This window comes from Leptospira semungkisensis (assembly GCF_004770055.1).
GTDB lineage: Bacteria > Spirochaetota > Leptospiria > Leptospirales > Leptospiraceae > Leptospira_B > Leptospira_B semungkisensis.
Map to the genome: position 1 here is coordinate 1 of NZ_RQEP01000019.1, position 14,224 is coordinate 14,224.

Below are 14,224 nucleotides of genomic sequence, written 5' to 3' on the forward strand. Positions count from 1 at the left end.
AGAAGAGGACTATCGCTTCCCATGAAATCCAATCCCAATACCCTTCCGATCAGGAAGGGTAAAATGAGAGAGGCTGCGACTGCGAGGTGAGCGAGTATCGTCATATATCTCCTCGAATACTTTTAGAATACGGCGTTAACTTGCAGATAGAACATTCTGGCCTGAGATGCTGCTCCTGCAGGACCGTAGACGGATGGTGTACTTATATTATTCAATACTGCAGTAGGAGTCAAAGTAACCGCTCCAGTAGTATTGTTAACCGAATAAGTATAAAGCGCATTTCGCGCATTCTTAACCGCGTCTCCCGCAGTCAGGAATCCCGCTCCGAGCCACAGAGAGCAATAGTCGTTTAACGTGTAGTTCCAACCTATATCAAACTCGTTGTAGATATTTCTTCCCAACTTAGCTAGATAATGGGTGGTAGAACCGTTATTCGCCTCAGTACTCACGTTACCAGTCGCGCTGCTTGTTCCGTTGATCGCGTACCAGGAGTCTTGTACCATCGCCTTATTGTTGATAAAGTAGGAGAAGTAGAAGGTTCCGAAAGAATCCGTTTTATAGGAAGCGTTAACGGTAAAACTTCTCAAGTTCTTGGTATCGATATTCTCGGAAAGACCTGCGACGTTGTTGAAGTAAGGAATTACTCCGAATCGAGGGTTTGTGAGAGTTTGGAAAGTACCATTGCTTCCATCTTGGCGATTTCCATCACCGGAAGCATACGTCCACTGAAGACCCAGACGAAGTTTTTGCGCGAATGTATAACCAGTTTGGAAAACATAAAACTGACCTGTATACTTTTGGTTCTTGGTTCCGCCAAGACTTTGAGTATAAGTTGTACCGTCAATGGTAGCAGTGGTAGTGATATCCTGTCCACCGACTAGGTTATCCACTCTGGTTCCCGTAGAACCGGATTGGAAAGCTGCTTCCAAAGTCCAATCGAATCCGCCCCAAGGTCCGTCTTTAGGAAGGTTATTTCGATCAGTACGGTTTGTGATACGGAAACCTGTAGTGATCAAATTATCCTGCTGCTTATTCCAAGCGTTCGGAGTATTGTCAGACCCGTTTGCGAATGCCGCGGAGGTTGGACTTGGAGGAGTATTGGAAATAGGGGTCTTATGAGTCAGTATACCTAAGGAATACACATCGATCAAAAACCAATCCTTAGCAGGTTTGATCGTGTTATAAGTTCCCACCAAATACTTATCCGGTTGTCCCAGATTCGTTCCAACAGGCGCATTGGCAGAAAGAACTCCGTTCGGACCACTTTGGCTACCTACTAGTTTATAACCTAGAAGATGGATATTGAAAGTATCATGGTCGAACATCAAACGAGCTCCGTCATAGGAAAGACCGTTGACCGTCCAGTTCGCTCCACCGATCATCCTTTGGTCCCCATAAGAAATGATCTGACGACCAATTTGCAATTTAGCATCCAGAGGAAGTTTCTTCAACATGAACCATGCTTCACGAAGAGTAGTCAAGCCGGCAGGGTTGATGGAACTTTGACCGGCAGTGACAGTAGTCGCAGTGCCAGCGAAAGTGTTTGCGCGAACGTCTCCAGGAGAAGCAGGAGTTTCACCACCCCACACTCTTGCGTCTTGGATATTGACTTTCATAGAGAAATAAGGACTTGGATCTATAATGAAGAACAATTGAGAAGTTTGCATGATCCGAGAGATATCACCCTTGTTCGCTTTGTCGAAGGCGAGATTTTCTCTGTCTTCGAAGCGAGGACGGATGTATGCGCCCACACGGACCCAATCGTTCAGCCATGCTTTCTTACGAGTAGCTACCTTTCTAGATAACTCCGGTTCAAGTAGCATGGATCTGTTATAGTCAGGGGTAAGGCCACCTGCCCTCATAGGAGAAACATATTTGTTCTCCTCTTCCTCTTCAGGTGTTGGAGTGGCAGCGGGAGCTGGTGTAGCAGCAGCAGGCGCTGCAACAGTTGTCCCTGCAGTCGGAGCAGGAGCCGGCGCAGCCGGTTTGTCTTGTCCGAAAACTCCTATTGAGGGAATGAGATAAATCATACCGAAAAAGGAAATCCACTTAAGAGAAGATCTCGTCGGCTCGATCGTTCTATTCTTTAACAAGTCGAGAACTTTCATATTCTTCCTCCAGTTTCATTTAAACCGGGTGTTTGTCCGGTTTTGTATGTTGATCGCCGCAATTAGGCGATAGCTCTTATTGCTTTTTCACTTAACAACAAATCCATCCGACTTCGATAGAAGCCGGACGGACCTTGCCATTCTTTCAAAGATGATTAAGTTAACTTTGAAACGAGTGGATTACACTCCGAGAACTGTCTTCACTAAGTAGTAGTATAGAGGGATTCCCGCAATGATGTTGATCGGGAATACGATCGATAGAGCTACAGTGAGATAGATACTTGGATTTGCTTCAGGGATGGATCCTTTCATTGCAGCAGGAACTGCGATGTAAGAAGCGGAAGCGCAAAGGACCACGAACATAAATGCGTCGCCTAAAGGCATTCCGATAATCTTAACCAAAACTAATCCTAAGGTTGCGTTAAGCGCCATGAGGAAAAGAGCGGCAACGATCAAGAAAGAACCTACACTCTTCAATTCTTTGAAGCGTTTCGCAGCGGAAATACCCATGTCCAAAAGGAACAGAGTTAAGATCCCTTGGAAAAGGTTCTCAGAGAAAGGAGATTCTTTTTTCCATCCGGATTCACCAGTAAAGTAACCAACGATTAGGGAACCTAATAGTAAGTAGATGGAATATCCGAAGAATGCTTCGTGAAGTAAGTGCTTCCAAGAGAAGCCCTTGCCACTGCCAGTACCTTCCGCTTTAGTGCGACCGATTCTGTCTAGAATAACCGCTACTACAATAGCAGGCGATTCCATTAGAGCCATACCGGCAACGATGAATCCGCCAAATTCTTGTCCAACGTTATGAAGGAAAGCTCCTGCAGTAACGAAGGTAACTGCACTAATGGATCCAAAGGAACCAGCAAGTGCGGCGGCATTCGGACGATCTAGTTTGATTTTGAGTATAAAATACGCGTAAACCGGAACCAGCATCGCCATAAACATACAGCCTAAGAGAACATAGAGGTGTTCTTCGCTGAATGGAGTTTTGAAAAGCTCGTGTCCACCCTTGAACCCGATGGAGAACAAAAGAAACATAGAGAAGAACTTTCCAATTTGATCTGGAACAACCAGATCCGATTTAAAAAGAACTACTCCCATCCCCAGGAAGAAAAACAAAACCGGGGGGTTTAGGACGTTCTCCACAACGGCATGAATATCCATACAATCTCCTTTAAGATTCTCGAATACCGATTCTCAAGCTCGTCTTTCTCTACTTGGAGTCCGATCGAGGCCGATTCTTTTTATTCGAGAAGGAATATTATAATACAAGACCTTCCAAACTTATAAAATTGGACACCAAAAAATACGACAGATTGTAAAAAATTATAGAAACTAAACGCATTTTAGGAGACGGCCCAAATTTTCAGCACCAAACCTTCGACTTTGGGTTGGCTATGCCAGCATGTCATTATTCCCATGCATTAAATCACGAAAAACTCGCAAATCTGGTGTTCTGAATGGTGATTCACAAGAAAAATTTGTAAATAACGAATTGATATATATCTAAACTTAAATCAAAGTTTTAAATTTTGGAATAACGGAGATAATTAGAATCTGTTTCAGTTCCAAGATTATAAGTTTAGATTCGAAAACATAAATTAGGATTTCGACTTAGAACTTTGAACGCTTCTCGTTTTCACATTCCGAATCGTTAAAAAAGAAGATGACTCAAACAAAAAAGCTGGTATCCTCTTTGCGGACGATTTTTCTGGAATATTAGAATAAATGGGGCATTTTCACGACAAAATTCGTAGGTTATTCTCTCCCTTCTCCAGAATAGCAGTCCCTGGGCCCTACCTCATTTTGCTGGTCTCGTTGTTCTTTGGGGAAGGAATCTTTGCTTCTCCTAGTTTGCCGGGACCGGATGTAATCCGTCTCTCCTCTTCTTCTCCTGTAGAGAATATCAGCTCTAAAATGGAATATAGGTATCGAGGATACCAATACCAGCATTGCAAGCCTGAGACGATTGCGCTTCTTCACCAATTGGAATGGCATCATAATTCCGGAAATGTGCTCAGAGTCCGTAGGAACTCCTCCGGAAACTGGCTTCGTTTTAAGCTCGCGAATGAAGGAAATGATCCTCTCAGTCGAACTCTCGCCCTTCTTTGGCTAAATGTTCCGGACGCGGAACTCTGCTCTGTTGATTCGAAAGGAAAATACGAGGCAGGGTTTGCTGGTTACGACTCTGATCCTGTTTGGGATGATTTTATTTCTCCTCTTCCTCATTTTAATATCCGGTTGGAACCAAAGGAAGAACGAACCTTTTATCTATATGTGTTATCAAACGAGGATATCAATTATCCGGTCCGGCTTTTGTCGGAAGATGATTATATGGTTATCGTTCGATTGCGTTCCGTGCTTTTTCTGGCGGTAGGATTCGTTTTGACTTTGGCGATCGGATTTAACGTTTTCTTTTACATTAGATCCAAAAAACTTTTATTCTTAAGTCTTTTACTACATTTGACTTCGGTTGCAGCTACTTTATATTTTCTGCATGGAAAAGAGTTCGCTTCTATCGCGGGGAATGCGAACAATTTATTCCGCCACAATTACTTCCTTTTCTTGGGGATTACTCACTTTGCTTTCTTCTTGTATATGGCTTCTTGGAGTAAGGAAGGAACTGGAGTCATCTATAGATCTCCTCTATTTTGGTTAGTCTGCTTTACCGGAGTTCTTTATCCGTTGATCCCTCTTTACCAATTCTGGTATGATCATCGGATTTTGGTTCTCGTACTAAATTACGGTTTTATGTTATTCTACTTCGGGAAGACTCATGTTTCTTCTCTTAGGCATAATACTCTCTATGAGATGTTCTTTATTTCCGTCTGGGGAATCTTCCTTCTTCTGGATCTGTACAAGACTATTTTCCATTTCGATTTCTATCCGTACAATCGGATCGCAGTCTATGGAGTTCTTTATTATTTGCCCGCTCTTACTGTCTTCGTATCCTTATTGTCTAGAGAGATCTTAAGAAGAAGAGAAGAAGAAGTTTCGTCCAAAAAGACTCATCTTTCTTCTTTGGATGTGAATGACTTTGTGAAAAAGATAGGCGCTCTTTTAGAGAAAGATAAGATCTATCTGACCAAGTCTTTGAAAGAAGAGAATATGGCCAAGGAACTTGGGATTACCATTCATCAGCTTTCCGAATTGATCAATACTGAATTCAAGACGAATTTTCCTTCTCTCATTAATCAATATAGAGTGGAAGAAGCAAAAGGTCTTCTGAAACAATTTCCGAATGAGAATACTACCGAGATTGGAGCGAAAGCTGGTTTTAGTTCCAGATCTGCATTCTATCTGGAATTCAAAAAGATCACTGGTACGAATCCGAATTCGTACCGAAAAGAAAATTTAAAAGAAAGAACCGCGAACTAAGATCTGCTGATCAGGCGTTGATCCTGAAGTAGATCACATCTCCATCTTGGACGATATATTCCTTACCTTCGATCCGAAGCTTTCCTTCTTCTTTTACCTTGGTTGGATTGCCTGTTCGATCCAAGTCTTCGAATTTCATTACCTCTGCGCGAATAAATGCCTTCTCGAAATCGGAATGGATTACCGAAGCGGCGACTGGGCCTGTGCTTCCCACTCCTGTGGTCCAAGCTCTTGCTTCTTGTTCTCCCGCAGTGAAAAATGTAACGAGTCCAAGTAGTTTGTAAGCGGCCTGGATCATTCTATCCAACCCACTTCTTGTCTCTCCGATTTCCGCTAAGAATTCGGTTTGCTCTTCTCTACTTAATCCTGAGATCTCTTCTTCGAATTTTCCGCAGAGAGTGACGACTTCGGCTCCTTCTTCTTTTGCCATTTTGCGAATAGCATCTACCAAAGGATTTTCTTTTGCGATTGCAGCCTTGTCAGTGATGTTTGCAACATATAGAACCGGTTTCGCCGTGATCAGGTTGAAGGTCTTTACCAGTTTTTGTTCTTCTGGTTTGATCTCTGCGAGTCTCGCAGGTTTTCCTTCTTTTAAGACTGCTATGATCTTTTCTAATAGATTGTATGCCTCTTGCGCTTCTTTGTTTCCGCCTTTGGCATTTCTTGCGATCTTTTGGTATTGCTTCTCTGCAGAATCCAGGTCTGCGAGGACCAATTCCATCGTAACTACTTGTGCATCGTCGACCGGATTGATCTTACCGTGGACGTGAGTGATATTATCGTCTTCGAATGCTCGGACCACATGGCAGATCGCATCCACTTCTCGGATATGAGATAAGAATTTATTTCCTAAACCTTCTCCCTGGCTGGCACCTTTTACAAGGCCTGCAATATCCACGAATTCCATAATTGCAGGAACAGTTTTCTGAGGTTGATAGAGCTCAGTAAGTCTTTCGAGTCTTGTGTCCGGAACTTCAACGATTCCCTTGTTCGGTTCTATTGTGCAGAACGGATAGTTCTGCATTTCGGCACCGGCCTTGGTTAACGCATTAAATATGGTGGATTTTCCCACGTTGGGTAGACCTACGATTCCGCAATTCAAGCTCATAAAGTCAATTTTTGAGAAGTTTGGAATCTGTAAATTCGTTTCGAATCGATAAATTCTAACTAGAGAGTCAGTTTGTAGGAGCTCCTACAAAATCCGTTATTCCAGGATCCAGGACTTATTCGATTCCTTAGAATTCAGATCTTGGACTTCTTCGCTGATACGGATCAGTCTTCCGTTTCGAAAGAATAATTGCAATATATTGATCTTTAAGGAATCGGCAGTGGCTCCACATCCGAAACTATACTCTCCATTGAAGAAACGCAAGGACTGCGGAGAAGATAGTAATACTACAGAGGGAATTCCTTCTAAAAGATCTTTCTTCCATTCGCTTATCTGTGCCGAGAGTATTCCTTCTCTTTCTTTCAGGTTCGGAGTCGGGTCTTGCGCTAATAGGAAATGTAGAGTATGAAATTCGGAGGCATTCTTAAATTGCGCCTTAAAATCGGCGATCCAAGGCGCTTCTGTTTTCTCTTTCGATTGAAGTGACTCTAGCGCAGGAGAATAGAATAGAAAATTCAATCCTGCTTCTTCCTTAGTTACGATATGTCCAGAAGGAATGATCGGTGAGGCTTTTTTAGAAAGTGGAGAAGCCTTTCTCTTCGAACCTTTCTTCTTGTTTTTCTGAGAAGATTTAGAAGAAGTTGATTTTTCTTTATCTGCCTTCTTCGGATTAGATACTTTAGAAGGAGCTTGTGTAGAAGTATTAGTAGGCGCCTTTTCGGAAGTAGACGAATCCGTTTTCTGAGATTCTTGGGCTTGGCCTTTAGAATTCGGGATCTCAGAAGATAAAACTACAGAACTAAGACTTTCTTTCTGATCCGTTTTAGGAGCAGTCTTTGTCTTGGATTTTTTAGATTTACTCTTCTTGGTTTGCTTTTTAGAAGATTTTACTTTCTTAGAATTCGATGGATTCGTCTGTTTTTTTTCAGCCTTAGCTTGTTCCGGATGAAATCCAGCAAATACGATTTCTGCTCCTAAGGCAGTCTTGATCCTTTCTATTTCGACAGAATTTTTAGGTAAGTACGGAGCAGAGACCAAAAGAATCGCCCCTCCTCCTTCTTGGATCCTTTCTGCCTTGAATCTCTTGTACCAAAGAGCAAGAGTCCTCTCAAAATCGAATGGTTTTTCTTTTACGGATTGTGCGGGACAGTATGCGATAATCCCGATCGGAGAATCCTTTCTATTCGCAGAGGTCTGAGAAGAAAGAGCGAAGCTTCCCCCAAGCAAGAATAACAGGAATGTCAGAAATAGTAATTTGGCTTTGGAAGAATTTCTGATTTCTAACATTCGAATATTATACTATACTGCTTTTAGAATCTCTTTCTGCAAGTTGCGAAAGTATTTATGAAAGAATTCGGCTTCCTTCTCTCTGAATTCTGCGGATCGAACTTCAAAATTCGGATCTAGATCTGAGAGAGTTGCATCCATTTCAGTCAGATGGGTCTCTTCTTCCTTGATGATTCCTTTGATAGAGATTCCAGCTTTATTGTTATCTAAGATTTGATCATAGATCTCATAGACGAGTCCGGCTCTTTCTTCGATCATCTTGGTTACATACAAATAGCAAAGAAAGGAATGAGTTTGTCTGGGTAGAACCTCATTCGAAAGGGAACGTTCTACGCAAGAATCCAGTTTATGAAAATAAGAAACTGCCGAGTATCCTGCTAATAAGGATTCTTTTTGAAAATCTTGAGTTCCTTCCGGATCCACTTTGAGAGCCAGTCTTTTAAAGAAGGAAGCATGTCTCGCTTCTTCGGCTGCATGTCTTAGGACCATTTCGGAAACCTGAAGGCCGGTCTGGGTCGTATGGATCTTTCTCGCTCCTATATGCTCCATCAGAGAGAGAGTGTTCAGCCATTTGAAATGCAAGTCTTTGGATTTGACTATGGATACGAGTAAGGAATCGATCTCTTCGCTTGTTATGTTTCGATTCGGTTTTAAATCCGTTGTAGGAACCATTTGAAACGAGGATTTACTCCGGAGGGAAAAAATCATCCATTTTCGTTTTGGTTCGGAAAAATCTGCTTTCTGACTTTCGCCCTTTCTTCCAAGCTTTCTGGAGATGGCTTCTTCTACTTTGGCCGCGTTCGCTAAATACGGTCGTTTTATTAAATTTTCACATACACTGTTCGCTCTTCCCTTTGCAGGAATTGCATTCGTATTGGCTGTATTGCAAGGACCGAATCTGTCTCTTGCAATACTCGGCCAAAAGCTTTTTTGGATCCTGGTTTGCATGGTGGGAGCAAGAAGTGCCGCCATGGGATTTAATCGCTGGGCGGACAAACGCATCGATGCTAAGAATCCTAGGACTGCGAATCGAGAGATCCCGAGTGGTCAGATCTCCGATTTTATGGCAGTGGGTTTTATTATCGGTTCATCCCTTCTATTCTTTCTAGGGAGTTGGTTCTTAAACGATCTTTCTTTCTATCTTTCTTTCCCTACTCTTTTTCTTTTATTCACTTATTCTTATACAAAGCGTTTTACTTTTCTCTGTCATTTTTACTTGGGAATTACGATCGGACTCGCTCCTTTAGCGACTTGGATCGCAATTCGTGAGGAATTTTCCTGGATGCCCGGACTTTGGACCCTCGGGCTCGCGTTTAATTTGGCTGGATTTGATATTTTATACGCTTTGCAAGACAGAGAATTTGATAAGAAGGAAGGCTTGCATTCCGTTCCTGCTCGTTTCGGTGAAAGAAAGTCCATTATCATATCAAGAATTTCTCATATACTCTCTGCTATTTTACTCGGATTTGCTGCGTGGAATGCCGGACTCCACGGTTTCTTTTGGCTATTCTGGATCTTAGTGGTTGCCTTTCTTGTTTGGGAGCAATCCATCGCATACAAGAGTAAGGATGGAAATTTTCCTCCTTTATTCTATCAGATCCATTCTTGGATTTCTATCGTGATCTTCTTGGGAATTCTCGCAGAGAAGGGACCGGATCTGATCCAATTGTTCAAACAAGGTTCTATCTAATGAGTTCTGCGGATCGCATTCGACTGGTGCTTGCCATGGCCGGTGCGAGCGGTTCCATATATGCGGCTCGCTTTTTAAAAGCACTCATGGAAATTCCAGGAGAGACTTGGTTTGTCGCTAGCCCTGCTTCTATTCGCGTCTTTAAGGAAGAGTTTTCGACTAACGTGGAAACTGCGGCTCAAATCTTGGATTTCATCCAGGAGAAATGGAAGCCAAAGAAAATACATACATTCCATTTTAGAAAATTTGAAGATATAGGATGCGATATCGCTTCCGGATCGAATATTTGGGATGGTATGGTGGTTGTCCCCTGCTCTATGAAAACGATCGCAGCAATTCGAACCGGAATTACTGAGAATCTGATTGAAAGAGCGGCTGACGTGACTCTCAAGGAAAGAAGGAGATTGATTCTTGTGCCAAGAGAGACTCCTTACAATCGGATCCATTTGGAAAATATGCTTTCACTTCATGACGCCGGTGCGGTCATTGCTCCTGCCTCTCCCGGTTTTTATCAAATGCCGAATAGCCTAGAGGACTTGGGTGATTTTATGGCGACACGCATCTTTCGTTTGCTCGGAAGAGAAATAGATCTCTACCCTCGCTGGCTTTCGGACAAAGAGTCGGACTGACTGCTCGATTTTACTCGTGTCGAAATTTCTAATTCGGCGATAGAATAAAAAAGGCGAGCTGCTATGCACTCGCCTTTTCTGTTTGTTTTAGGCTCTCAAGCCTTCGAATGATTAAGGGCTAACCGATTCGATTGCTTGGATCTTTTTATTCAGATCGGAAGCATCTTCATATCTCTCGTAAGAGATTGCATTGAATTTTTGAAGGTAGAGTCCAACCAGATCTTCTCCGGTTTGGCCTGGAACTTCTAGAGCTTTTCTGAAATTGTGAAGATCAAATTCAGGGTGCTTTCCTGAGAAAGTTTCCACCAATCTCTCCATATGGAGTAAAGAAGCTTCTCTTGCAATTCCACTCGAGCGTCTTACTTTCAAGGAAAGATTTGCAAGTGCATCTAGATAGTCCCTAACTCCTTCCGGTTCTTTTTCAGGAGCGGAGTAGTTGTTTCCTTCTCGATTCTTGCAGAGTTCTACATAACGAATTACTACATTCTCGAAATGATCCATTCTCTCTTTGATATAAGAGTTGGAATCTTCTTGGCCTGGAGGCATTTCGAAGTCCTTGATCTTGACAACATCATACTTATCGTAATGGTCAGTGATGATCCTTTTCAGGTCTTCGTAGCTATCCAATGATACAGGAGGAAAAGTTACTACAGGAAAGTTCTCTCCGATTCTGAGAAAACTTACCACGACGTTGGATGCGATGATCTTTCCGCCCGGAAAAAGCGGGTTCTCACCAACGACATTGCAATATACTATGAGGTTTCCGGATGGATTCTTTTCTGTGCCTTTCTCGAACTTCACGGTCTTCCTCCCTCTGTACTAACTGACTGTGCCCGGTAAATTATTCCCACTTTTTTATCTCTTCAGCCAGATTTTGGAGTATGTTTTTATAAGATTTTGCGATAATTCCGTCAGGTGCTTGGAAAACCAAAGGTTTTCCAGATTCGCCGGCGCTCATCACATCCATCGTAAGTGGGACTCCTCCCAGAAATCTTGTATCGGAAGAATCCGCTAATTTTTGACCTCCGCCCTTAGAAAAAATTGCGGAAGCATGGCCACAATTTGGACACACAAATTCACTCATGTTCTCTACAACACCTAGGATAGGTACTTTAACCTGTTGGAACATGGAAGCTGCACGGTTTGCATCTAAAAGTGCAACAGATTGTGGAGTCGTTACTAAAACTGCGCCGTCTAAATCTATGAGCTGTGCTAGGGAGAGTTGCACGTCACCCGTTCCAGGCGGGAGATCTATAAAAAGAAAATCTAATTCTCCCCAGACGATATCATACAAGAACTGCTCCACTGCTTTACCAAGCATAGGTCCTCTCCAAACCACTGGTTGCTTCTCTTCTATTAAGAAGGAAAAGGAAATGATTTTGAGTCCGTCTTTTTCTAAAGGATAGATCTTATCTTCTTCTGCTTTGAGAGCTACCTTGCCGTTAACACCGAACATTTTTCCGATGGAAGGTCCGTAGATATCCGCATCTAATACTCCCACTTTATAGCCGAGAGAGGCTGCAGCTGCAGCAAGGTTCACGGTAACTGTGGATTTTCCGACCCCACCTTTTCCGGAGCCGATTGCGATTACTTTCTTTACTCCCAGGATCTTATTCGAATCGTCCAGAGTCATCTTAGGATCTACTTCGAATTTGATCTTGATCTTACCTACTCCTTCCTTTTTGGAAAGAGTCTGGCGGATTTGGGCCTCTAAGCCGATTTGGACCCTTCTATCCTGACTTGGGGTCTTGACTAGGATATTCGTTTCTTCTTCGCCGATCTCCAAGGATCCGATCATGCCTAGGGACACGATGTCCTTTTTCAGTTCAGGATGTTTGATCTTGGTTAATTCTCTTTGAATGTCTATGGGTTGGATTTTACCGGCCATTTGTTTCCTTTTCTTCTTCGTATAAGATCGTTTCTGTTTGGATAAATTCCCCTTTTTCCAAGGAGAAGGAAAATCTTTGTATATCTAGTTTTCTTCCGTTCCAGTCCAGTATATGAAAACCACTTTGGTGTCTTGGATCTGCAATCCTTGTGCTAGAAGCAGAGTTGATTACATAAAACGGTTTCTCTGGTCCAGGAGCCTTTACCCAGTTCGTATGAACATGCCCATGCAAATAAGCGATGGGAGGCTTCTCTTTTAGTAGACTCGCGATCTTTTCGCGATTTCTCATCCTATGTCCAGGACTCTCCTGTCTTTCGGGAGGATTCCAGATGGGATGATGGCAGATCAGAAAATAATTCTCGATCTTCTCTCTCTTTAAATATTCCAGCGTGGAATGCACCAACTCTTCCTCAATAAAACCGTACGCATTCAGAACGGAAAGTGGCATATTAGAGTCCCAGCCAACGAGAGCTAGATTACCTATTTTTTTGACTCTTAGATATCCTTTCTGATCCGGGACTTCTTCTCCCATCCAAGTCGAGAAGAATCTTTCGTAGTATGGCATTTCCTTTCCATAGGAAGATTGTTTTGTGTAGCGATCATGATTTCCCGGGATCATAAAAGTCTTATCACTCAAAACCGGTTTGAGAATTTCTAAAGAGCGATTGTATTCTCTTAAATGAGAAACATTTGTGATGTCTCCGGAAATGACGATCGCATCCGGATTGGTAGTTTCTATTTTTCGTACGATTGCATTCCAAAGAGAGATCGGATATTTTTTTCTACGCCGAAAGGTATAGTTTAAATAACCCGGGATCATCTTTCCCTTCAAACTAGAGAAAGGAAGTGGTACGGGAAAATGCAGGTCCGACAGGTGGACCAATTTCACTCGGAAACTTCCCTCCGGATCATTCCTAATACCTCACCCTTTTTGATAATAGAACCCTTCTCTCTGTCTATTCTGGAAAGAACTCCATTGATAGGAGATTCCATCGGAAAGGAAGCCTTGTCTGTTACGAGTTCACAGACTTCTTCTCCGATTTTAATTTGTTGTCCCAATCGAAAATTCCAGCGGACTAATTCGATTTTATCGGTGTCTCCCAGGTCGGGAGCGATCAGTTCGAAATCTTCGGTTTTTGGTGCCATCTTCCTAAAACCAGCTTGCCGTATAGTGTGCGCAAGCCAACGTGTACTAAATTTTCTAAGTTCCCTCCTATGGCAAACCAGAAATCTGTCCTCAAAGGGGCTGAAATCCTCCAAAATATCGAAGATCTTAAAAAGAGAAGATTCTTTCATCTTGAGTTGAAAGGTCTTACTAAACCTACTCGGGATATTCTTTCCGAATTAGTGAACGGACTCTTAGAAGAGATTGGAGCGAATCCTTTAGCTGCCTTTCATCTATTTAGCGGGCTCATGGAAGCTCTTCTCAACGCAATCAAAGGAAATATACGTCATATTATCTTTCGAGACGAACTCTTGAAGAAGATTGCTAGACTTGGCGATACGGAAGAAGAAGCCGAAGAACTTCTTGAGATCATCATGGACACCTCTCCTCTTAGAGATGCGATGCAGAGATATGTTGTTCCTGAAAAGATCAAGAGACAGGTGCAGAATATTCTTCAACTCGAAGATAGGATCCGTGCTAAAAAGCAGATCCTAAAATCCGAAGAGAAGGAATTCTTAGTGGATGTTCGTTCTAAACTGAAGAAGAATAGAATGCGCATCTCCGTAAAGATCCGAATCACTAAGGACGAGCTGAACTTCAGGATCAGGAATGATTCACCAATTCATAATATGGATTTTGGAAGGATCGAAGAATCCAGGGTTCGTCATAAGCAATTATTTGACGCGGGAAATTCTGCCGACTTCTTTAGACCTGAATTCTTGGACGAGAAAGAAAGCGCAGGCTTTGGGATCGCAATGATCGACGAAGGATATTATACGATGGGATTGAATCCTTTAGATCTTCTCACCATCACTTCCGGTAGCAGAACTACTACCGTTTATATGAGATATCCTTTATCTGCGCTTCGAGAAATGGCATTTTAGTTTTTAAGCCAAGAACTCACGCAAATAAAGAGAAAGTTAAAAAGGCGACTGTAATAGTCGCCTTTTTTGTATTTAGACAGAGAA

The 14,224-nt window shown here is 42.5% G+C and carries 13 protein-coding genes; 4 read left to right on the forward strand and 9 right to left on the reverse strand.

Translation table 11 applies throughout. The features are described 5' to 3' along the window. Window positions 1-122 precede the first annotated feature (122 nt). Together EHO59_RS14360 and EHO59_RS14365 are read right to left on the reverse strand one after the other, a co-directional pair. Entirely contained in the window at window positions 123-2,108 is a 1,986-nt protein-coding gene (locus tag EHO59_RS14360) for an alginate export family protein (protein ID WP_135589156.1), read from the reverse strand. A gap of 180 nt (window positions 2,109-2,288) precedes the next feature. Next, the gene (locus EHO59_RS14365; protein WP_135589157.1) at window positions 2,289-3,275 is read right to left on the reverse strand and encodes a sodium-dependent bicarbonate transport family permease; all 987 of its coding nucleotides are present in this window, start codon (window positions 3,273-3,275) and stop codon (window positions 2,289-2,291) included. A gap of 564 nt (window positions 3,276-3,839) precedes the next feature. On the opposite strand from EHO59_RS14365, the gene EHO59_RS14370 reads away from it, so the two are divergent. Then, the gene (locus EHO59_RS14370) at window positions 3,840-5,489 is read left to right on the forward strand and encodes a helix-turn-helix domain-containing protein (RefSeq protein WP_135589158.1); all 1,650 of its coding nucleotides are present in this window, start codon (window positions 3,840-3,842) and stop codon (window positions 5,487-5,489) included. A gap of 10 nt (window positions 5,490-5,499) precedes the next feature. Here EHO59_RS14370 and ychF read toward each other — a convergent pair whose 3' ends face one another. The 3 genes from ychF to EHO59_RS14385 all read right to left on the reverse strand — a co-directional run bounded on the left by ychF (window position 5,500) and on the right by EHO59_RS14385 (window position 8,556). Then, on the reverse strand, window positions 5,500-6,597 hold the full coding sequence (gene ychF / locus EHO59_RS14375) for a redox-regulated ATPase YchF (protein WP_135589159.1): 1,098 nt from the start codon (window positions 6,595-6,597) through the stop codon (window positions 5,500-5,502). Between the two features lie 96 nt (window positions 6,598-6,693). Continuing rightward, window positions 6,694-7,884, reverse strand: coding sequence for an LIC11612 family fibronectin-binding protein (locus EHO59_RS14380; protein ID WP_135589160.1), 1,191 nt, complete (start codon window positions 7,882-7,884; stop codon window positions 6,694-6,696). Between the two features lie 12 nt (window positions 7,885-7,896). Beyond that, window positions 7,897-8,556 carry a hypothetical protein gene (locus EHO59_RS14385; RefSeq protein WP_135589161.1) on the reverse strand — a complete coding sequence of 220 codons (660 nt, stop codon included), beginning with the start codon at window positions 8,554-8,556 and terminating at the stop codon, window positions 7,897-7,899. Window positions 8,557-8,659: 103 nt separating this feature from the next. On the opposite strand from EHO59_RS14385, the gene EHO59_RS14390 reads away from it, so the two are divergent. Together EHO59_RS14390 and EHO59_RS14395 are read left to right on the forward strand one after the other, a co-directional pair. Beyond that, complete coding sequence (locus EHO59_RS14390) at window positions 8,660-9,574, forward strand: UbiA-like polyprenyltransferase (RefSeq protein ID WP_135589162.1); 915 nt, start codon at window positions 8,660-8,662, stop codon at window positions 9,572-9,574. A gap of 17 nt (window positions 9,575-9,591) precedes the next feature. Further along, window positions 9,592-10,203, forward strand: coding sequence for a UbiX family flavin prenyltransferase (locus EHO59_RS14395; RefSeq protein WP_167882135.1), 612 nt, complete (start codon window positions 9,592-9,594; stop codon window positions 10,201-10,203). 111 nt (window positions 10,204-10,314) lie between these two features. Here EHO59_RS14395 and EHO59_RS14400 read toward each other — a convergent pair whose 3' ends face one another. Genes EHO59_RS14400 through EHO59_RS14415 form a run of 4 tightly spaced genes read right to left on the reverse strand, consistent with a single transcriptional unit; the run spans window position 10,315 to window position 13,237 of the window. Then, window positions 10,315-11,004: a hypothetical protein gene (locus EHO59_RS14400; protein WP_135589164.1), complete on the reverse strand. Its 690-nt coding sequence runs from the start codon at window positions 11,002-11,004 to the stop codon at window positions 10,315-10,317. 40 nt (window positions 11,005-11,044) lie between these two features. Next, the gene (locus EHO59_RS14405; protein WP_135589165.1) at window positions 11,045-12,091 is read right to left on the reverse strand and encodes an Mrp/NBP35 family ATP-binding protein; all 1,047 of its coding nucleotides are present in this window, start codon (window positions 12,089-12,091) and stop codon (window positions 11,045-11,047) included. Further along, window positions 12,081-12,980 (reverse strand): metallophosphoesterase family protein, encoded by a 900-nt coding sequence (locus tag EHO59_RS14410; protein ID WP_135589166.1) that lies wholly within the window; start codon window positions 12,978-12,980, stop codon window positions 12,081-12,083. The genes EHO59_RS14405 and EHO59_RS14410 overlap by 11 nt, the downstream gene beginning before the upstream one ends. Further along, window positions 12,977-13,237, reverse strand: a complete 261-nt coding sequence (locus tag EHO59_RS14415; RefSeq protein ID WP_135589167.1) for a lipoyl domain-containing protein — start codon at window positions 13,235-13,237, stop codon at window positions 12,977-12,979. The genes EHO59_RS14410 and EHO59_RS14415 overlap by 4 nt, the downstream gene beginning before the upstream one ends. 69 nt (window positions 13,238-13,306) lie before the next feature. On the opposite strand from EHO59_RS14415, the gene EHO59_RS14420 reads away from it, so the two are divergent. Beyond that, a complete protein-coding gene (locus tag EHO59_RS14420) occupies window positions 13,307-14,140 on the forward strand; it encodes a hypothetical protein (RefSeq protein ID WP_135589168.1) in 834 nt (277 codons plus the stop codon). Window positions 14,141-14,224 lie beyond the last annotated feature (84 nt).